We start from the raw sequence: 18,800 nt of genomic DNA on the forward strand, positions 1-18,800 counted from the left end.
CTAGGCGGCGCTGGGGTCCTCCCACCCGTCGGCGCCGGCCCGCTCGGCGCCGATGGTCGTGTCCGGGCCGTGCCCGGTGTGCACGATCGTGTCGTCGGGCAGGGTGAACAGCCTGGTGCGGATCGAGTCGACGATGGTGTCGTATGACGAGAACGACCGCCCCGTCGCGCCCGGGCCACCCTGGAAGAGGGTGTCACCGCTGAACACGCGCCCCAGCTCCGCGCTGTAGAAGCAGGTACCGCCCGGCGTGTGCCCCGGCGTCGCGATCGCCCGCAGCGTCACCCCGCCCACGGTGATCTCGGTGCCGTCGACGATGTCCTCGTCGGGCTGGCGCGTGTCATAGGTCTGCTGCCACAGCTCGAGGTCGTGCGGGTTGAGCCAGATCGGGGCGCCCGTGGCCTCCGCGAGAGCGGCCGCCTGGTTGACGTGGTCGTCGTGCGCGTGCGTGCACACGATCGCCGCCAGCCGACGCTCGCCGACGGCGGCGGCGATGGCCGAGGCGTCATGCGGGGCGTCGAAGACCACGCACTCGTCATCGTCGCCGACGATCCACACGTTGTTGTCGACGTCCCAGGTGCCCCCGTCGAGGGAGAACGTCCCCGACGTGACGAGCTGCTGGACCTGCACGTCGCCGGCCATCAGAGCGTCACCACCGAGCGGAGGACGTCACCGCGCTTCATGGTGGCGAAGGCCTCCTCGACGTCGCCCAGCCCGATCGTCTCGGACACGAACGCGTCCAGGTCGAGCCGCCCCTGCAGGTAGAGGTCGATGAGCATGGGGAAGTCGCGAGAGGGCAGGCAGTCGCCATACCAGCTGGACTTGAGCGACCCGCCACGACCGAAGACGTCGAGCAGCGGCAGCTCGATCCGCATCTCCGGTGTCGGCACCCCCACGAGCACCACGGTCCCCGCGAGATCGCGTGCGTAGAACGCCTGCTCGTAGGTCTCGGGGCGACCCACCGCCTCGATGACGACGTCCGCGCCGTTGCCGTCCGTCAGCGCGCGCACCGCCTCGACGACGTCGCCGTCGGCCGGGTCGATGGTGTGCGTCGCCCCCATCGAGCGCCCCTTCTCACGCTTGCGGGGGTCCGGGTCGATGCCGATGATCGTGGCCGCGCCCGCGAGACGCGAGCCGACGACGGCCGCCATACCGACGCCCCCGAGGCCGATGACGGCCACGGAGTCGCCACGACCGACGCCGCCGGTGTTGATCGCGGCGCCCAGCCCGGCCATGACGCCGCAGCCCAGCAGACCCGCCGCCTCGGCGCCGGCGCGCTCGTCCACGCGCGTGCACTGACCGGCCGCGACCAGCGTCTTCTCCGCGAAGGCCCCGATCCCCAGCGCCGGCGTCAGCTCGGTGCCATCCGTGAGGGTCATCCGCTGCTTGGCGTTGTGCGTGGCGAAGCAGTACCACGGACGCCCGCGGCGGCAGGCCCGGCACTCCCCGCACACGGCGCGCCAGTTGAGGATCACGAAGTCCCCGACGGCGACCTCCGTCACGCCCTCCCCGACGGCCGAGACGCGGCCGGCGGCCTCGTGCCCGAGCAGGAAGGGGAACTCGTCGTTGATCCCGCCCTGCTGGTAGTGGTAGTCGGTGTGGCAGACGCCGCACGCCTGGACGTCGACGACGGCCTCGCCCGGCCCCGGGTCGGGGATCACGATGTCGACGAGCTCGACCGGCTCGCCCTTGGCTCGGGAGATCACTCCCTTGACGGTGGTGGGCATGTGCGCCCCTTCCTGGCCTCGCGGCCGGTTGACCATGCACTCACCCTCTCATTGCCCGTGGCCCTGGGCGACCAACCGGTTGTATGCCGGAAACGCCCGGAACGCGGGTCGGACGCCGTCCAGGACGGGCGGTGGGGCGAGCAGCGGGGCACCACGAGCGGGGTCCCGGACTCGGGGTCGGCGATCACGCGCGCGTCCAGGGCGAACACCTCGCGCACCATCTCCTCGGTGAGCACGTCGGCGGGTGCGCCCTGCGCCGCGACGACGCCGGCCCGCATGGCGACGAGGTGGTCGGCATACCGCGCCGCCAGGCCGAGGTCGTGCAGCACCATGACGACCGTGGTGGCCCGCTCGGCGTTGAGGGCGGCGACCAGGTCGAGCATCTCGATCTGGTGGGTGAGGTCGAGATAGGTCGTCGGCTCGTCGAGCAGCAGCAGGTCGGTCTCCTGGGCGAGGGCCATGGCGATCCACACGCGCTGACGCTGGCCACCGGACAGCTCCGCGACCGGGGCGTCGGCGAGCGAGCTGGTGCCCGTCTCCGCCAGGGCCCGCTCGACGGCCTCGGCGTCGTGCGCCGAGCTGCGCCGCCACAGCCCCTGGTGGGGGTGCCGGCCGCGGCCGACGAGCTCGGCGACGGTGACCCCCTCGGGCGCGACGGGGTGCTGGGGCAGCAGGCCGAGGGTGCGGGCGACGGTCCGGGTGGGCTGCTCGTGGATGGGGCGTCCGTCGAGCAGCACGGCTCCGGAGCGCGGGCGCAGCAGGCGGGCGAGACCGCGCAGCAGCGTCGACTTGCCGCAGGCGTTGGGGCCGACGACGACGGTCACGCGACCGTCCGGGATCTCGAGGGTGAGGTCGCGGACGACCGGCTCCCCGCCGTAGCCGAGGGTCAGGTCGCGGGTGGCCAGTCGGGTCATCACAGGGTTCCTTCGGTACGGCCGCGGGTCATCAGCCAGAGCAGCACGGGGGCGCCGGTGACGCCGGTGACGACGCCGGCGGGCAGGTGGACGTCGGGGATCACGTGGCCGCCGATCAGGTCTGCGGCGACCACCACGACCGCGCCGACGAGGGCCGCGCCGACGATCGTCGGGCGACCGCGGTCCAAAGCCCGGGCGATCGGCCCGGCCATGAACGCCACGAAGGCCATCGGCCCCACCGCCGCCACCGCGAGCGCCAGCACCACGACGCCGACGGCGAGGAGCAGGTCCGCGGCGTGGCGCCGCCCGCCGAGCCCGAGCGCGAGGTCGTCGCCGAGCTGCAGCGCGGGCAGGTCCCGGCTCGCGACCCAGAGCAGCAGGTATGCCGCGACCGACGTCACGGCGAGCCACCGGATCGTCGTCCAGTCCGCCTGGCCGAGGCTGCCGGTCAGCCATCGGAGCACGAGCTGGGTGTCGAACTCGTCGGCGCGGGTGAAGAGGTAGTGGACGACCGAGGCCAGCACCGACGAGACGCCGACGCCGACCAGGACGAGGCGCTCGCCGGTGGACTGCGCGACGACCCGCACGAGGACGGCCACGACCAGGGCCCCCGCCACGGCAAGGAGAGACAGCGTCGGCCCGCTGACGCCGAGCACCACGATGCCGACGACCGCGGCGGCCGAGGCGCCCATGCCGACGCCGACGATGTCGGGGCTGGCCAGCGGGTTGCGCAGGACGGTCTGGAAGGTCGCGCCGGCGGCGCCGAACGCAGCACCGGCGAGCAGGGCCAGGACGGCCCGGGGCAGGCTGCTCTCCATCAGGATGAAGCTCGCCCCCGGGATGACCTCGCCCCGCAGGATCGCGACGGCGTCGACGACGGGGATCACCAGGTCCCCCAGCAGGGCTCGTGCGACGGCCAGGCCGAGCGCGAGGACCGCGAGGACGACGAGGAGCACGCGGTGGTGGGCGCGCCGGCTCAACGAACGTCGCGCCTCGCGGGTCGCGGGCTCCCGCACGGCGAGGGTGCTCACAGCCGCCCCCGTCGCACGGCCCACACGAAACCGGGCAGGCCGACCATCGCCGTCATGATCCCGACCTGCACCTCCGACGGCGGCAGCACCACGCGTCCCACGGTGTCGGCGGCGGCCACCAGCGCCGCCCCCAGCACGGCGCTGAGCGGCAGCACGCGACCGTGGGCCGGGCCGACGACGGACCGTGCGGCGTGCGGGACCAGCAGACCCACGAAGCCCACGGGCCCGGCGAGGGCGGTGGCACCGGCGGCCAGCAGCACGGCGACCGCACCCACGGCCCAGCGGGTGCGGGTGGGGTGGGTGCCGAGGGCCGCGGCGGCGTCGTCACCGAGCGCCAGCGCGTCGAGCCGCCGAGCGAGGACCAGCGACAGCACCGCCCCCACGACCAGCACGGGACCGACGGCGGCGAGCAGAGCGAGGTCGCGCCCACCGATGGTCCCCACCTGCCAGAAGCGGAACGCCTGCAGCGTCCCGTGGTCCCCCAGCAGCAGGGCCGTCGACACCGAGGTGAGCGCGGCGGTCACGGCCGCGCCGGCGATGGTGACCGAGCCCGGCCGCAGGCCCCCGCGCGACACCGCCGCCAGCAGGTGCACGACGATCGCGGCGACCGCTGCCCCCACGAACGCGGCGCCCACGTGCGCCAGCGGCGCGGACAGCCCGCCGATGCTGATCGCCACCACCATCGCGAGCGACGCCCCGGCGGACACCCCGAGGATCCCGGGGTCCGCCAGGGGGTTGCGCGTCAGCCCCTGGAAGCAGGCCCCCGAGAGCCCGAGCGCCGCGCCCACGACGACCGCCAGCACCGTCCGGTCGACGCGCGCCATCGCGATCGCGTGCAGCGGGTCGGCCGGGTCGAGCAGGGCGCTGGGTGCCACCGCCCGCGAGCCGACGAGCAGCGACGCGGCGAGCGCGACCAGCAGGACCAGCAGCGGTGAGAGGGCCCGGACGGCGACCGGCGCGGGGACGGCCCGGCTCATGCGCCCTTGACGGCCTTGACCACGCCGGGGAGGTACTTGTCGACGATGAACGGCATCGACAGCGGGCTGGGGTTGGTGACCGACAGGCCGATCTGCTTGTCCACCTCGGCATAGGCGTGCCCCGACTTCAGCGCCGGGATCTGGCCGATCAGCGGGTTGGCCTTGAACGAGGCGATGTCGGCGGGCTTGTCGGCATACGTGAGGAGCACGTCGGACTGGATCGTCGAGGCCTGCTCGGCGGAGACGTTGCCGTAGAACTGGCCGGGCTTGACGGCGGTGCCGACGATCGGCGCGCTCGTGAGGCCGAACGACTCGAGGGCGCGGACGCGGTTGTCCTCCTTGCCGTAGATGCCGATCTGCGACAGGTCTGTCGTGGCGAGGTAGGCGAAGACCATGGATTTGCCGGCCAGCTCGGGGTGGGCCGTCTTGGCGTCGGCCACGACCTTGTCGGTCTGGGCGCGGACGGCGGTGGCCTTGGTCGGGCGGCCGAGGGCCTTGCCCACCATGTCCAGGGAGGTGGTCCAGGGGGTCACCCAGGGCGCGCCGGGCTGGGCGACGACCGGGGCGACCTTGGACAGCGTGTCGTAGTCCGCCTTGGTCAGCCCCGAGCCCGTGGCCAGGATGACGTCGGGCGCGAGCTTGGCGATCTCGGTGACGGGGATGCCGTCGGTGTCGTCGTAGCGCGTGGGCGCCTTGCCACCGAGCTTGGCGACGGCCGCGTCGAACCAGTCCGTGGACTTGGCGGCGTTGCCGCCCCAGGTCATCGCGGTGGCGCCGACGGGCACGACGCCGAGGGACACGGCCATGTCCTGGTCCACCCAGCCGACGGTCGCGACCTTGGTGGGCTCCTTGGTGATCGTGGTCTCACCAAAGCTGTGCTTGAGCGTCACCGGGAAGGCACCCTGCTCGGCGCCGCCCGAGCCCAGCGACGCGGCGCCGGACGAGGCCTGGCCGGACTCGGCTCCAGCGCCGGAGCCGCCTGAGCCGGAGCCGCACGCGGCCAGGGCGAGCGTGGCGGACGTGAGCACCAGCAGGGAGCGGCGAGACAGAGACAAAGCGGGTCCAATCGTCGATCAGGGTTGCCTAAGTTAGGCACACCTTATCCCTATCGTTCGACCCATCGCACAGCGCGGCCGTCAGCGGGACCCCTAGGGTGGGAGCCATGCGCGTTCTCGTCAGCGGTGGTGCCGGCTACATCGGCTCGCACACCACCCTCCAGGTCCTTGCCGCCGGCCACGACGTGGTCGTGGTCGACAACTTCTCCAACGCCAAGCCGTCCGTGATGGCCCGGCTCGAGGCCCTCGCGGGGCAGCCGATCGAGGTCCACGGCTTCGACCTGACCGACCGCGACAAGACCGAGCACCTGTTCGCCACCGAGCAGTTCGACGCGGTCATCCACTTCGCGGGGTTCAAGGCCGTGGGCGAGTCGGTCGAGAAGCCGCTCGAGTACTACGAGAACAACCTCGACTCGACCTTCTCCCTCGTGCGCGCGATGCAGCGCCACGGCGTCAAGAAGCTCGTGTTCTCCTCCAGCGCAACGGTGTACGGCGAGGACGCGCCCGTCCCGATGAAGGAGGACTTCCCGACGTCGGCCACCAACCCCTATGGCTGGACCAAGGTGATGATCGAGCAGATCCTGCGCGACGTCGCCGTCGCGGACCCGCAGATGCGGATCGCGCTGCTGCGCTACTTCAACCCGGTGGGCGCCCACCCGTCCGGCACGATCGGCGAGGACCCGCAGGGCATCCCCAACAACCTCGTTCCCTTCATCGCCCAGGTCGCCGTCGGGCGGCGCGAGCACCTCAACATCTTCGGCGACGACTACGACACCCCCGACGGCACCGGCCTGCGCGACTACATCCACGTCGAGGACCTCGCCGCCGGCCACGTCGCCGCCCTCAACCGCCTCGGCCAGGTCGACGACGCCGTCTCCACCTGGAACCTCGGCACCGGGCACGGCACCTCGGTCAAGGAGATGCTCGCGGCCTTCAGCCGCGCCGTCGGCCGCGACCTCCCCTACCAGGTCGCCCCTCGTCGCCCCGGCGACATCGCAGCCTCGTATGCCGACCCCTCTCGCGCCAACCGCGAGCTCGGGTGGCAGGCCACCCGGACCGTCGACGACATGTGCGCCGACACGTGGCGCTGGCAGTCCGGCAACCCCGAGGGCTACCCCAGCTGACTGGTCTCTCCGGCGCGTGCCGGCGGCGGGGGCTGCAGAGTGGTCACATATCCGACGTCTACGACCCCTTGACGTCGGGTTCGCGACCACTCTGTCGCGAGCCCGGGCCGCTAGCGAGAGGGGGCGGGCCCGGCATACCTCCTGGCGCTTGTGAACTCTGTCACAAGCGGTCTCCGAGGCCCCGGGTCGTTGGGGTTGGCGGTGCCGCGAATACCTCACGGGCGGACCGGCATACGGGCTCGGCGCCGATTTGCACAACGCCCGTGTTGTCAAAAACCGCAGGTCACGGCCAGGTTGCAAAGGCACGACCGGGTCCGACCCGCCAGTAGCCGTGGGTAGGCTCGACGGGTAACCAAAAGGTCTGACCTCCGGAGATGTCATGGACAACCTGGACCTTGCGCGATGGCAGTTCGCCATCACCACCGTCTATCACTTCCTCTTCGTGCCGATCACCATCGGCCTGTCGGCGATCGTCGCCGGCTACCACAGCGCCTGGGTGCGCACCCGCAAGCCGGAGTACCTCCGGCTCACCAAGTGGCTGGGCAAGCTGTTCACCATCAACTTCGCCCTCGGTCTCGTCACCGGCATCGTCCAGGAGTTCCAGTTCGGGATGAACTGGTCGGACTACTCGCGGTTCGTCGGCGACATCTTCGGCGCCCCGCTGGCGTTCGAGGCGCTGCTCGCGTTCTTCCTCGAGTCGACCTTCCTCGGCCTGTGGATCTTTGGCTGGGGCCGGATCCCGGAGCGGCTGCACGCGTGGACGATGTGGATCGTCCACATCGGCACCGTGCTGTCCGCCTACTTCATCCTCGCCGCCAACTCGTTCATGCAGAACCCCGTCGGCTACCGGTTCAACCCCGAGTCGGGGCGCGCTGAGATGGCCGACTTCGTCGCGGTGCTGGTCAACAAGGTCCAGCTCGTGACCTTTCCGCACGTGATCCTCAGCTCCTACATGACCGGCGGCGCCGTCGTCGTCGGCGTGGCGCTGTGGCACTACCTGCGGCGGGGCCCGATCGCCGACCGTGACCGCGAGATGTACCGCAAGGCCGTCCGCGTCGGCGCGATCGTCTCCCTCGTCGCCTCGCTCGGCGTCGTCGTCACCGGCGACCTGCAGGGCAAGGTCATGACCGAGGTGCAGCCCATGAAGATGGCGGCCGCCGAAGGCCTCTACCGCACGGAGAAGTCCGCGCCGTTCTCGATCCTGACGATCGGCTCCCTCGACGGGCAGAACGCCACCCGCGTCATCGAGGTCCCCGGCCTGCTCAGTTTCCTCGGGACCGGGTCGTTCGGCGGCGAGGTCAAGGGCATCCGCGACGTCCAGGCCGACTACCAGCAGAGGTATGCCGGAAACGCCCGCACGGCGGACCAGGCCACCAACTACGTGCCCAACATCCCGACGACCTACTGGACCTTCCGCCTGATGATGGGCGTCGGCTTCGTGTCGATGGCGCTCTCGGCGCTGGCGCTGTGGGCGACCCGCAAGGGCACGACCCCGCCGAGCGGCCGCTGGTGGCGGCACGTCGTGATCTGGAGCCCGCTGCTGCCGGTGTTCGCGATCTCGTTCGGCTGGATCTTCACCGAGGTGGGTCGCCAGCCGTGGATCGTCTTCGGCGAGATGACGACGGCCAACGGCGTCAGCCCGTCCGTGCCCGCCTGGTCCGTGCTCGTCTCGATGGCCGTCTACACGCTGCTGTATGCCGCGCTGATGGTCGTCGAGGTCAAGCTCTTCCTGAAGTACACCCGCGTCGGCGCGGAGCCGGCCGACACCGACACCCCGGCCGAGAGCGGCGAGGACAAGCCCCTCGTCTTCGCCTACTGAGGACGTTGGAGAGACACCATGGAACTCACCGTCATCTGGTTCATCCTCATCGCCGTCCTGTGGACCGGCTACTTCGTCCTCGAGGGCTTCGACTTCGGCGTCGGCATGCTCCTGCCGATCCTCGGCAAGGGCCGCGACGAGCTCGACACCGACAACCGCCGCCGCGTCCTGCTCAACACCATCGGCCCGCACTGGGACGGCAACGAGGTGTGGGTGCTCACGGCGGGCGGCGCCACCTTCGCGGCCTTCCCGCACTGGTACGCCACGCTGTTCTCCGGGTTCTACCTGCCGCTGCTGCTGATCCTGGTCGCCCTGATCATCCGCAACATGGGCTTCGAGTACCGCCACAAGCGCGACGACGACCAGTGGCGTCGCAACTGGGACCTGTGCATCATCGTCGGCTCGTTCCTGCCCGCGCTGCTGTGGGGCGTCGCGTTCGCCAACATCGTGGCGGGCGTCCCGATCAACGCCGACAAGGAGTACACCGGCAACCTGTTCACCCTGCTCAACCCGCTCGGGCTGCTCGGCGGCGTGACCACCTTGCTGCTCTTCCTCACCCACGGTGCGGTCTTCGTCGCGCTCAAGACGAGCGGCGAGATCCGTGAGGAGGCGCGGGCCCTCGCCTGGAAGGTCGGCATCGCCGCGGCCGTCGTCGCCGTCGTCTTCCTCGTCTGGGTGATGATGCTGACCGGCAACACCGGCTCGTGGATCCTCGCGGTCCTCGCCGCCGTGGCGCTCGTCGTGGGCCTGCTCATGACGCGCCTCGGCCGTGACGGGGTGGCCTTCACCGGCACCGCCGCCGCGATCGCGCTCGCCGTGTGGGCGCTGTTCACCGCGCTGTTCCCCGACGTGATGCCCTCCTCGACCAACCCGGCCTGGAGCCTCACCCACGAGAACGCCGCCAGCACCGACCTGACGCTCAAGATCATGACGGGCGCCGCCGTGGTCTTCACGCCGATCGTGCTCGCCTACACCGCGTGGACCTACTGGATCTTCCGCAAGCGCATCTCCACCCACCACATCCCACCGGCGCACGAGCCGCGCGAGGTGGGCGAGCTGGAGGCCGAGCACGTGGCGGCAGGCGAGGTCGGCGGAGCGCACCGGGACCGCTGATCCGCCCGGTCCGCCCGGTCCGCCGGGTCCGCCCGCACCTCCCGATGATCGTGAGGGTTTCGTCCAACAATGTTGGGCGAAACCCTCACGATCGTTGTGGGGGATGAGACGACGAGGAGCACGACCACGTGAAGCCCTTCGACCCCCGCCTGCTGCGGCTGCTGCCCGGTGCCCGGCGACCCGTCCTGGCCCTCGGCGCGATCGGGGTGGCTCAGGGCGTCGCCGCCATCGTGCAGGCCTTCGCGGTGGCGGCGGTCGTGGTGGCGGTGGCACGGCATACGGCCCTGTGGGGACCCCTCGGACTCCTGGCCGCCGTGCTCGTGGTGCGCGCCCTGCTCACCGGCGCGACCGAGCTCGTCTCGTCCTGGGCCGGCACCGAGGTCAGCGCCGGCCTGCGCACGCTGCTGCTGCGCACGTGGCTGGCCCGGTCCGCCGACCAGCGACCCGAGCCGGCCGCGGCTCAGACCCTCGCCACCCAGGGGGCGACCAGCGTCGAGACGTATGTCGCGCGCTACCTGCCCGCACTCGTGGCCGCCGCCGTGCTGCCGGTGCTGGCGGTCGTGACGCTGGCCTTCGTGGACCTGTGGTCGGCGCTCATCGTCGTGCTGACGCTGCCGCTGCTGCCGCTGTTCGCCGCGCTGATCGGCAAGGCGACCGCCGACGCCTCCGACAAGCGGTGGCGGGCCCTGGCCACCCTCGCCGGGCACTTCGTGGACATGATGCGGGGGCTGCCGACGCTGTCGGCCTACGGCCGGGCGAGCCGGCAGAGTGCCACGATCCGCGAGGTGTCGCAGCGGCACCGGACCGCGACCGTGGCGACGCTCAAGCTGGCCTTCCTGTCGTCGGCGGCCCTCGAGCTGCTCGCCACGATCTCGGTGGCGCTGGTGGCGGTCGCGGTCGGCATCCGCCTGACCTGGGGCGACATCGGCCTCGGCACGGGGCTGGCGGCGATCCTGCTGGCGCCCGAGGCGTACTGGCCGATCCGGCGCGTGGGTCAGGAGTTCCACTCGGCCGCGGACGGGGCGCAGGCGCTCGACGACATCCTCACGGCGACGGCCGCCACCACCGCCGAGCGGTCACGTCCCGGCACGGGGGTCGCCCGGCTGGAGGGCGTGACCTACCGCTATCCCGGGACCACGCGGGACGTCCTGCACGACCTCACCCTCACGGCGGCGCCGGGCCTGACGGTGATCACCGGGCCGTCGGGAACGGGCAAGACCACCGCCCTCGAGCTCCTCTGCGGGCTGCGCGAACCCACCACGGGCACAGCCTCCCTCGTCCCGTCGCGCCTGGTGACGCAGCGCCCCTTCCTGACCGCTGGCTCCATCCGGACCAACCTCACCCTCGCCGACGAGGCGGACGACGACCGGCTCTGGTCGGTGCTCCGGCAGGTCGGGCTCGAGGACCTGGTCCGTGGGCTGCCGGACGGGCTCGGCACGCCGCTCGGGGACGACGGGTTCGGGCTGTCGGCGGGCCAGCGGGCGCGCCTCGGGATGGCGCGGGCCCTGCTGTCGACGGCGCCGCTCGTGGCCCTCGACGAGCCCACCGCACACCTCGACCCCGCGTCCACCGCGCTCGTCGACGACGTCGTGCGCTCGCTCGCGCGCGACCGGGCGGTCGTCGTCGTCACGCACCGCCCCAGTCTCGTCGCGCACGCCGACCAGCACGTCACCCTCTCCCCCGTCGTCCAGGAGGTCGCGCGATGAGCTCGGTATGGCGAACGCCCCCGGGCATCCGGGGCTCCGCGCTGATCGGCGGTCTGGCCACGGCCAGCGGGATCGCGCTCACGACGACCTCCGGGTGGCTGATCGTCGCCGCCTCGCACCGGCCGCAGATCCTCACGCTGATGGCGGCGATCGTGGCGGTGCGGGCGTTCGGCATGGCCAGGCCGGCGTTCCGCTACTGGGAGCGGGTGCGGTCGCACGACGCCGCGCTCGGTGACCTGGCGGACCAGCGGGTCGCGGCGTATGACGCCCTCGTGCCCCTCACCCCCGCCCGGCTCGGACGGCGGTCCCGCAGCGAGGTGCTGGGCGGCGCCGTCGACGACCTCGAGGACCGGGTGTATGCCGAGATCCGCGTCGTCGTCCCCGTCCTCGGGTCCCTCGTGGCGGGGCTGCTGACGGTGCTGGCGACGGCGCTGTTCTCCTACGTGGGGGCGGCGATCGTCGCGGCCGTGCTCGTGGCCTGCGGGCTCGTCGCCTGGCTCGTCCTCGCGAGCGAGCGCGCGGCGCAACGGGACTGGCTGGATGCCCGGGCCGAGGTGGCCCGCGTCGCCGGCCTCGTCACCGCCAACGCGCTGGAGCTGCAGGCGATCGGGGCGACCTCGGCGTCGGGGTCGTGGATCGAGGCCGCGCAGGCCCGGCTGGCTGCGGACAACGCGCGACGCGCCCGGGGCCGGGCGCTCGGGATGACCCTCACCGGGATCGCCTGCGGTGCCGGCACGATCGCCATGGCGGTGCACGCGCACGGGCTGGTGGCGGGTGGGTTCAACGACGCCATCGCGGCCCTGCTCGTGCTGACCCCCGTGGCGGCGGCGGACGCGTTCACGCCGTTGCCGGACGCCATGGGCGCCTGGGCCCGCGCCGACGGCAGCCGGGTCCGGCTCGACGCCTTCCTCGCCCAGGACCTGCCCCTCGGGGAGCACGGGCCCGTCGAGGCGCCGGGGGCTTGCGGCATACCCCCGCGGTTGACGATCGACGAGGTCACGGCGCGCTGGACGGCGGACCGCGACGCCGTCGGGCCGGTGGCGGCCGCGGTCGAGCCCGGCGAGTCCGTGGTGATCACCGGCCCCAACGGATCCGGCAAGTCCACGCTGCTCGCGGTGCTCGCCACCCACCTCGACCCGGCCTCGGGGAGCTATCGGCTCGACGCGGTCGACAGCCGCTCCGCCTCTGTCGAGTCCCTGCGCGCGCGGGTGGCGGTGCTGGACGACGAGCCGCACGTCTTCGCCTCGACCGTGCGCGAGAACCTCCGGCTCGCCCGCCCCTCCGCCTCGGACGAGGAGGTGACCGTGGCGCTGGGACGAGCCGGGCTCGGCGGGTGGCTGCGCGCGCTGCCGGAGGGGCTCGACACCCTGCTCGGCACGGGCCACCGTGGGGTCTCCGGCGGCGAGCGGGCCCGCCTCGGGCTGGCCCGCGCGATCCTGTCCGGGCGGCCGGTGATGCTCCTCGACGAGCCCGTCGCCCACCTCGACCACGCCACGGCCACCGAGGTGCTCGACGACCTGCTCGCGGCTCGTGAGGGTCGCACCCTGGTGATGGTCAGCCACCGCGAGGACGCCGTGGACGGCTTCGACCGCGAGCTGCGCCTCGGCTGAGCCGATCCCGACCCCGCCGCCTCTGCCCCAAAACCCCTGCCTAACCCCCAGATCGTGAGTGTTTCGTCCAAGAATGTTGGACGAAACACTCACGATCTTCGTGGTTGCGCGGGGGGTCAGGGACGCGCGAGGGCGGACCGCACGGCCGCCTCGATAACCCCGTCGTCCGCACCCGCGGCGCGCGCCGTGGCGACGAAACCCAGCGCCAGCTCGTCCAGCCCGGGCCCCGAGTCGGCCACCACCAGCGACGAGCGGGCGAGCTCTGCGGCACCGGCAGCGACCGTCGTCCCGGCGCGGCGGGCCGTCCGCACGATCCCAGACGCCTCCAGCTCCTTGTAGGTCCGCGCCACCGTCCCGGCCGCCACCCCGAGGTCGGCGGCCAGCTGCCGCACGGGCGGCATCCGGGCCCCCTCGGTCACGACGCCGCTCGCCACGTGCACCAGCACCTGACGCCGCAGCTGCTCGTAGGGCGGCGTGGGGTCGCCCGCGTCGACCCGCAGACCCACGCTCATGCCGACACCTCGGTGGCAAGGCGCGCCACCAGCGAGTCCCGGTGCGGGGCAAGGACCCTCACGAGGCTCCACAGGGTCAGCACACCCACGACCGCGGCGACGGCACCGACGACGGTCCCGGATGCGCCGAAGGGGTTGGTCGCGCACATCCCGTCCCCGGCGTGGGCCAGACGCATCCAGGAGATCAGCAGGGCCGGCACCGCGAGCGCCCCCGAGGCCAGCCCGGCGCCCGCGACCAGCGCCCCGGCCGACCACCGTCGCAGCGCGTCGTCCGCCCGCACCAGGTCGGCGTCGCTGCCGTCACGCGGCCGCCCGGCGACGAGGCGCAGGCCCCAGGCCGTGGCGGCGAGACCGACGAGCCAGACCAGCAGCGCCGGGGCGAGATAGAACGACCCGAACCACGGGCTCGAGCCCCCGCTCGCGGCCCAGCCCTCGGGCGTCGTGCAGGCGTAGGACAGCTGCTGCCCGTCGGCATCCTGGAGCCGCAGCCCGATCGTCGCGGCCCCGAGCACGGCGAGTGCGAGGACCCCCGACACCACCGCCTGCCCGCGCGGGACGTAGTCCCTGACCCGCCGGTGCTCGAGCCCCGCGGCGGGGCCGGTCGCCATACGACCGATGGAGAGCTGACCGAGGACCAGGGTGAGCAGCCCGACGACCACCCCGGCCACCGGCGCCGTCGCGATCAGCCGGCCGCGGCCCGTGGCGGCCAGCGCCACCACCGCGAGCAAGCCGAGCAGGACGGCCAGGACACGGGAGCGACGCACGAGGTCCTGCGCACGCAGCAGGCGTCCGAGATGGCCGTCGACGACCACCGCGCGACCGCCGAGGGTCAGGGCCAGCGCGGCCAGCAGGCAGGCGCCCACCAGGACGACGACCACGACCAGCAGGGGATAGAGAGCCAGCATGACGACCTCCCGGTTGTGTCAGATGTTTGACACAAAGAACTGTGCGCCTGCTACGCCTTTGTGTCAATAGGGCAGCACAAAGAACCGCGAGATACTGGCGGGCATGGCCGACTACCGCATCTGCGTCATCTGCTCGGGCAACATCTGCCGCTCCCCCATGGGCGAGGTGATCCTGCGCCAGCTGCTCGACGAGGCCGGGCTGGGTGACCGCGTCGAGGTCGACTCGGCCGGCACCGGCGGCTGGCACGAGGGCGACGGCGCCGACCCGCGCACCCTCACCTCGCTGACCAGCGGCGGGTATGACGGCTCCGCCCACCGCGCCCGCCAGTGGCAGCACGCGTGGTACGCCGACCGCGACCTCGTCCTCGTCGCCGACCGCGGGCACGAGCGCGAGCTGCGGCGGCACGCCCCGACCGAGCAGGACCGCGACAAGGTCCGGCTGATGCGGGAGTTCGACGACGACGCGGTCGCGGCGGGGACGCTGGAGGTCGACGACCCCTACTACGGCGACGCGGCGGGCTTCGACCGGTGCCGGGACGAGGTCGAGGCCGCGATGCGCGGCGTCGTCGAGCACGTGCGCGAGCAGCTCGACGCCTGAGCCGCGGGCCGGCACCGGTCGCGCACTCGCCGGGCGGCAACGGCGCCGGACGCCCACTCGCCGGACGCCGAGGGGTCGCAGATGCCGGGAATCACGGCGTGTCGCGCGACTATGCGACCCCTCGGTGCGGCGGCGCGCGGCGTCATACGGGCTCGATCTGCCTGACAAGCCGCACCCGCTCTGCTGGACTGGACCCCGTCGCCACCGACCGACCCGCCCGGCCACCCATCAGACCAGACCGCCAGAACAACTGGACCAGCCAGACTGCCGAGGAGCACCCATGTCCGTCCGCGAGACCCCCTGGCCGCTCGGCACGCCCTGCTGGCCGGACCTGATGTGCGACGACCCGAGGGCGGCGGCGCGGACCTACGCGACGCTCTTCGGGTGGGAGATCGAGGAGGGGCACGACGGCTACCTGCTCGCGCTGCGTGACGGCAGGCGGGTCGCGGGGATCGGGCCCAAGCCGCCGACCGCGCCGTGGCCCGCGGTGTGGACGACCTACCTCGCCGTCGACGACACCGACCGCGTCGCCGCCCTCGAGCGGGAGCACGGTGCCGAGCAGCTCCTCGCCCCGACCGACATCCCGGGCCAGGCGCGGATCGCCCTCCTGGTCGACCCCGCCGGCGCCCACCACGGGCTGTGGCAGGCGGGCGGCCTCGTCGGGGCCGAGCGCTACAACGAGCACGGGTCCCTGGTGTGGAACGAGCTGATGGTGCGCGACCACGAGGAGGCGATGGGCTTCTACGGCGAGGTCTTCGGCCACTCCTACGAGGTGATCGAGGAGGACGACGGGTCCTTCGCCTACGCGCAGGTGGTGACCGCCGACGAGCGGCTGGTGTGCGGGCTGGGGCGCATCGGCGACGAGTACGGCGACCAGTTCCGCCCCCACTGGATGACCTACTTCATGAGCGACGTGCCCGCCGCCACCGTCTCGGCCGTCCAGCGGCTCGGCGGGCGGGTGCTGATGGACGTGGTCGACGGGCCGTTCGGGCAGCTGGCCGTGCTCGAGGGCCCGCAGGGCGAGGTGTTCAGCGTCATCCGCCCGGACCACGTCGACGAGGACTGACCCCCGACCGAACCCGTCCAGGCAGGAAAGTCCGGTCGACCGGCGGCAGGTCCGGCGCGAACTGACTAGGGTCAGGGCCATGGATGCAGCGCAGCGCCTCACGGCCCTCACGGCCGCCGTCGATGCCATCTCGGCCAACGGGACCAACCTGGCCGCCGAGGTCGAGTGCCCCACCTGTCCCGGGTGGACGGTCGAGGACGTCGTCGACCACCTGGGCCGGGTCTATCTCTGGACCGTCGAGGCCACCCGCGGCACCGAGCGCCCATCGATGGGCGAGCGGGAGCAGGGAGACCTGACCCTGGGCGAGTGGTATGCCGACTGCGGCCGCCGCATGCTGGACCGGCTGCGCGAGGCCGACCCCGCCGCCGGGTGCTGGACCTTCGACCGCGACGACCGCACGGTGGGATTCTGGATCCGGCGGCAGCTGCACGAGACGACGATCCACTGGGTCGACCTGGCGCGCGCCCACGGCATCGAGGCCGAGATCAGCGACCACGTCGCCGACGACGGGATCGACGAGCTGCTGCACCTCTTCGTGCCGCGCCGGATCGAGGACCCGCAGACCGCGCTGCCCCTGCCGCTGCAGATCCGCGCCACCGACACGGGATCGGTGTGGTGGGTGCAGGAGGCGGACGGGGTCGTGTCGGCGGGGCGCGGCGAGGAGGGCGAGTCGGTCGCCGAGATCCGCGGCGAGGCGGTGGAGCTCTATCTCGCGCTGTGGGGTCGCAACAGCCGGGAGGCGCTGCACGTCGACGGCGAGGCCGCCCCGGCGCGCGGCTTCCTGGCGCAGCAGCTCTGCCCCTGACCCACCCCGGGGTGCCGGGGCCTCGCGGCACACGACCGGGTCAACGGCGGCGGCGGACCCGCGTCTCGTCCCACACCGGCTCGTCCGACTCGTAGACCTCACCGTCCGCGCCGAACACCAGGAACCGGTCGAAGCCGCGTGCGAACCACCGGTCGTGCGTCACCGCGAGCACCGTGCCGTCGAACGCCGCGAGGCCCTCCTCGAGCGCCTCCGCCGAGTGCAGGTCGAGGTTGTCGGTCGGCTCGTCGAGCAGCAGCAAGGTGGCCCCGGACAGCTCGAGCATCAGGATCTGGAAGCGCGCCTGCTGCCCACCGCTCAGCGAGTCGAAGGTCTGCTCGGAGGATCTCGCGAGCTCGTAGCGGTCGAGCACGCGGGCCGCCTCGTCGCGGGTGCGACCCTGACGGTGGTCGTCGCCTCGGTGGAGGATGTCGAGCAGGGTGCGTCCGGCATACGCGTGGTGCTCGTGCGTCTGCGCGAACCACCCTGGGCGCACCCGGGATCCGAGCCGTGCGACGCCGGTATGACGGACCCTGGGCGGTCGCGCGTCGCCGACCGGGCGGTGCTCGACGTCAGGATCGGATCCGCCGGCCGCCAGCAGCCGCAGGAAGTGCGACTTGCCGGAGCCGTTGGAGCCGAGGACGGCCACGCGCTCGCCGTACCAGACCTCGAGGTCGAACGGCTTCATGAGCGAATCCGCCTGGTCTGCCTGCGGATCCGGCGCGAGGAGCTCGAGCCGCTCGCAGATGACGGCGCGCTTGGCGGTGCGCCCGCCGGTGAGTCGCATGCGGACGTTCTGGTCGCGGGCGACCTTCTCGGGAGGCCCGGCGTCCTCGAAGCGGCGCAGTCGCGTCTGCGCCGCCTGGTAGCGCGCGGCCATGTCCGAGTTGTAGGCCGCCTTCTGCTTGTACATGAGGACGAGCTGCCGGAGCTTGGCATGCTCCTCGTCCCAGCGCTTGAGCTGCTCCTCGAGGCGGGCGTTGCGCTCGGCCCGGGCCTCGTGCCAGGTGGCGAAGCTCGCCGGGTGCGTCCAGGAGCTGGCTCCCGCCGCGCCGGGCTCGAGCGTGACGACGCGAGTCGCCGCCTGGCTCAACAGCTCTCGGTCGTGGCTGACGAGCAGCACCGTCTTGGCGGTCTCGCGCAGTCGCAGCTCGAGCCACCGCTTGCCCGGCACGTCGAGGTAGTTGTCGGGCTCGTCGAGCAGGAGCACCTCGTCGGGGCCCCGCAGCAGGGCCTCGAGGACCAGCCGCTTCTGCTCGCCGCCGGACAACGTCGACGCCGAACGCCACTGCGCCTGCTCGAAGCCCACGCCCAGCACCGCGACCGTGACCGTGTCCCAGACGGTTTCGTGCTCGTAGCCGCCGGCGTCGCCCCAGTCGGCGAGCGCCTGGGCGTAGGCCATCTGCGCCGGCTCGTCGTCGACCTCCATGATCCGCAGCTCGGCGGCGTCGACCGCCTGTGCTGCCAGGCGGATTCGCTGGGGCGCGACGCCGATCAGGAGGTCCCGGACGGTCGAGTCGTCACGCACCGACCCGATGAACTGCCGCATCACGCCCAGCCCGCCGCTGCGCGTCACCGCGCCGCCGTGCGGGTCGAGGTCCCCCGCGATGATCCGCAGCAGGGTGGTCTTGCCGGTGCCGTTGGGGCCGATGAGCGCCACGACCGCCCCGTCGCCGACCCGGAAGCTCACCTCGTCCAGCAACGGCCGCCCGTCGGGGAGGGTGAAGGAGATCTGGTTGAGGTCGACGTGTCCCACCTCGCCACCCTCGCAGCCCGCCGGGTCGCCCCGCCACCCCTTTGACCTACCCCCGGCGGGATCATCAGCCTGGGGAACCAGGGCCGGT

Annotated in this window: 17 protein-coding genes; 8 read left to right on the forward strand and 9 right to left on the reverse strand. The window is 72.7% G+C overall.

Going from position 1 to position 18,800, the window contains the following annotated elements; genetic code table 11:
* From B4E97_RS17880 to B4E97_RS17905, 6 genes are read right to left on the reverse strand one after another with little or no spacing between them, the layout of a single operon-like run.
* Positions 1 to 639 (reverse strand): MBL fold metallo-hydrolase, encoded by a 639-nt coding sequence (locus B4E97_RS17880; RefSeq protein ID WP_286961060.1) that lies wholly within the window; start codon positions 637 to 639, stop codon positions 1 to 3.
* Positions 639 to 1,724: an S-(hydroxymethyl)mycothiol dehydrogenase gene (locus B4E97_RS17885; protein WP_239265582.1), complete on the reverse strand. Its 1,086-nt coding sequence runs from the start codon at positions 1,722 to 1,724 to the stop codon at positions 639 to 641. The genes B4E97_RS17880 and B4E97_RS17885 overlap by 1 nt, the downstream gene beginning before the upstream one ends.
* The gene (locus B4E97_RS17890; protein WP_239265584.1) at positions 1,700 to 2,638 is read right to left on the reverse strand and encodes an ABC transporter ATP-binding protein; all 939 of its coding nucleotides are present in this window, start codon (positions 2,636 to 2,638) and stop codon (positions 1,700 to 1,702) included. Before B4E97_RS17890 ends, B4E97_RS17885 begins: the two co-directional genes overlap by 25 nt.
* Positions 2,638 to 3,669: an iron chelate uptake ABC transporter family permease subunit gene (locus tag B4E97_RS17895; protein ID WP_239265586.1), complete on the reverse strand. Its 1,032-nt coding sequence runs from the start codon at positions 3,667 to 3,669 to the stop codon at positions 2,638 to 2,640. The genes B4E97_RS17890 and B4E97_RS17895 overlap by 1 nt, the downstream gene beginning before the upstream one ends.
* Complete coding sequence (locus B4E97_RS17900; RefSeq protein ID WP_286958301.1) at positions 3,666 to 4,646, reverse strand: FecCD family ABC transporter permease; 981 nt, start codon at positions 4,644 to 4,646, stop codon at positions 3,666 to 3,668. Before B4E97_RS17900 ends, B4E97_RS17895 begins: the two co-directional genes overlap by 4 nt.
* On the reverse strand, positions 4,643 to 5,701 hold the full coding sequence (locus B4E97_RS17905) for an iron-siderophore ABC transporter substrate-binding protein (protein WP_239265590.1): 1,059 nt from the start codon (positions 5,699 to 5,701) through the stop codon (positions 4,643 to 4,645). Before B4E97_RS17905 ends, B4E97_RS17900 begins: the two co-directional genes overlap by 4 nt.
* 107 nt (positions 5,702 to 5,808) lie before the next feature.
* On the opposite strand from B4E97_RS17905, the gene galE reads away from it, so the two are divergent.
* The 5 genes from galE (at position 5,809) to cydC (ending at position 13,073) form a co-directional block, all read left to right on the forward strand.
* The gene (galE, locus tag B4E97_RS17910; protein WP_286958310.1) at positions 5,809 to 6,825 is read left to right on the forward strand and encodes a UDP-glucose 4-epimerase GalE; all 1,017 of its coding nucleotides are present in this window, start codon (positions 5,809 to 5,811) and stop codon (positions 6,823 to 6,825) included.
* A 379-nt stretch (positions 6,826 to 7,204) separates the two neighbouring features.
* On the forward strand, positions 7,205 to 8,644 hold the full coding sequence (locus tag B4E97_RS17915; protein WP_286961063.1) for a cytochrome ubiquinol oxidase subunit I: 1,440 nt from the start codon (positions 7,205 to 7,207) through the stop codon (positions 8,642 to 8,644).
* An 18-nt stretch (positions 8,645 to 8,662) separates the two neighbouring features.
* The gene (gene cydB, locus B4E97_RS17920) at positions 8,663 to 9,757 is read left to right on the forward strand and encodes a cytochrome d ubiquinol oxidase subunit II (RefSeq protein ID WP_239265594.1); all 1,095 of its coding nucleotides are present in this window, start codon (positions 8,663 to 8,665) and stop codon (positions 9,755 to 9,757) included.
* Between the two features lie 128 nt (positions 9,758 to 9,885).
* Positions 9,886 to 11,463 (forward strand): thiol reductant ABC exporter subunit CydD, encoded by a 1,578-nt coding sequence (cydD, locus tag B4E97_RS17925; protein ID WP_286961064.1) that lies wholly within the window; start codon positions 9,886 to 9,888, stop codon positions 11,461 to 11,463.
* Positions 11,460 to 13,073 carry a thiol reductant ABC exporter subunit CydC gene (gene cydC / locus B4E97_RS17930; RefSeq protein WP_286961065.1) on the forward strand — a complete coding sequence of 538 codons (1,614 nt, stop codon included), beginning with the start codon at positions 11,460 to 11,462 and terminating at the stop codon, positions 13,071 to 13,073. Before cydD ends, cydC begins: the two co-directional genes overlap by 4 nt.
* Positions 13,074 to 13,189: 116 nt before the next feature.
* Here the strand turns inward: cydC and B4E97_RS17935 are convergent, their stop codons facing one another.
* Both B4E97_RS17935 and B4E97_RS17940 read right to left on the reverse strand, forming a co-directional pair.
* Complete coding sequence (locus B4E97_RS17935) at positions 13,190 to 13,585, reverse strand: GntR family transcriptional regulator (protein WP_239265306.1); 396 nt, start codon at positions 13,583 to 13,585, stop codon at positions 13,190 to 13,192.
* Positions 13,582 to 14,490, reverse strand: a complete 909-nt coding sequence (locus B4E97_RS17940; RefSeq protein WP_286961066.1) for a hypothetical protein — start codon at positions 14,488 to 14,490, stop codon at positions 13,582 to 13,584. Before B4E97_RS17940 ends, B4E97_RS17935 begins: the two co-directional genes overlap by 4 nt.
* A gap of 103 nt (positions 14,491 to 14,593) precedes the next feature.
* Here B4E97_RS17940 and B4E97_RS17945 point away from each other — a divergent pair, with 103 nt between their 5' ends.
* The 3 genes from B4E97_RS17945 to B4E97_RS17955 all read left to right on the forward strand — a co-directional run bounded on the left by B4E97_RS17945 (position 14,594) and on the right by B4E97_RS17955 (position 16,959).
* Positions 14,594 to 15,088: a low molecular weight protein-tyrosine-phosphatase gene (locus B4E97_RS17945; protein WP_286961067.1), complete on the forward strand. Its 495-nt coding sequence runs from the start codon at positions 14,594 to 14,596 to the stop codon at positions 15,086 to 15,088.
* A 280-nt stretch (positions 15,089 to 15,368) separates the two neighbouring features.
* Complete coding sequence (locus tag B4E97_RS17950; protein WP_029210164.1) at positions 15,369 to 16,154, forward strand: VOC family protein; 786 nt, start codon at positions 15,369 to 15,371, stop codon at positions 16,152 to 16,154.
* 79 nt (positions 16,155 to 16,233) lie between these two features.
* Positions 16,234 to 16,959, forward strand: coding sequence for a maleylpyruvate isomerase family mycothiol-dependent enzyme (locus tag B4E97_RS17955; RefSeq protein WP_029210165.1), 726 nt, complete (start codon positions 16,234 to 16,236; stop codon positions 16,957 to 16,959).
* A 40-nt stretch (positions 16,960 to 16,999) separates the two neighbouring features.
* Here the strand turns inward: B4E97_RS17955 and B4E97_RS17960 are convergent, their stop codons facing one another.
* On the reverse strand, positions 17,000 to 18,712 hold the full coding sequence (locus tag B4E97_RS17960) for an ABC-F family ATP-binding cassette domain-containing protein (RefSeq protein ID WP_286961068.1): 1,713 nt from the start codon (positions 18,710 to 18,712) through the stop codon (positions 17,000 to 17,002).
* Between the last annotated feature and the right edge of the window lie 88 nt (positions 18,713 to 18,800).

The sequence above is a fragment of the Arsenicicoccus sp. UBA7492 genome, assembly GCF_002479615.1.
GTDB lineage: Bacteria > Actinomycetota > Actinomycetes > Actinomycetales > Dermatophilaceae > Arsenicicoccus > Arsenicicoccus bolidensis.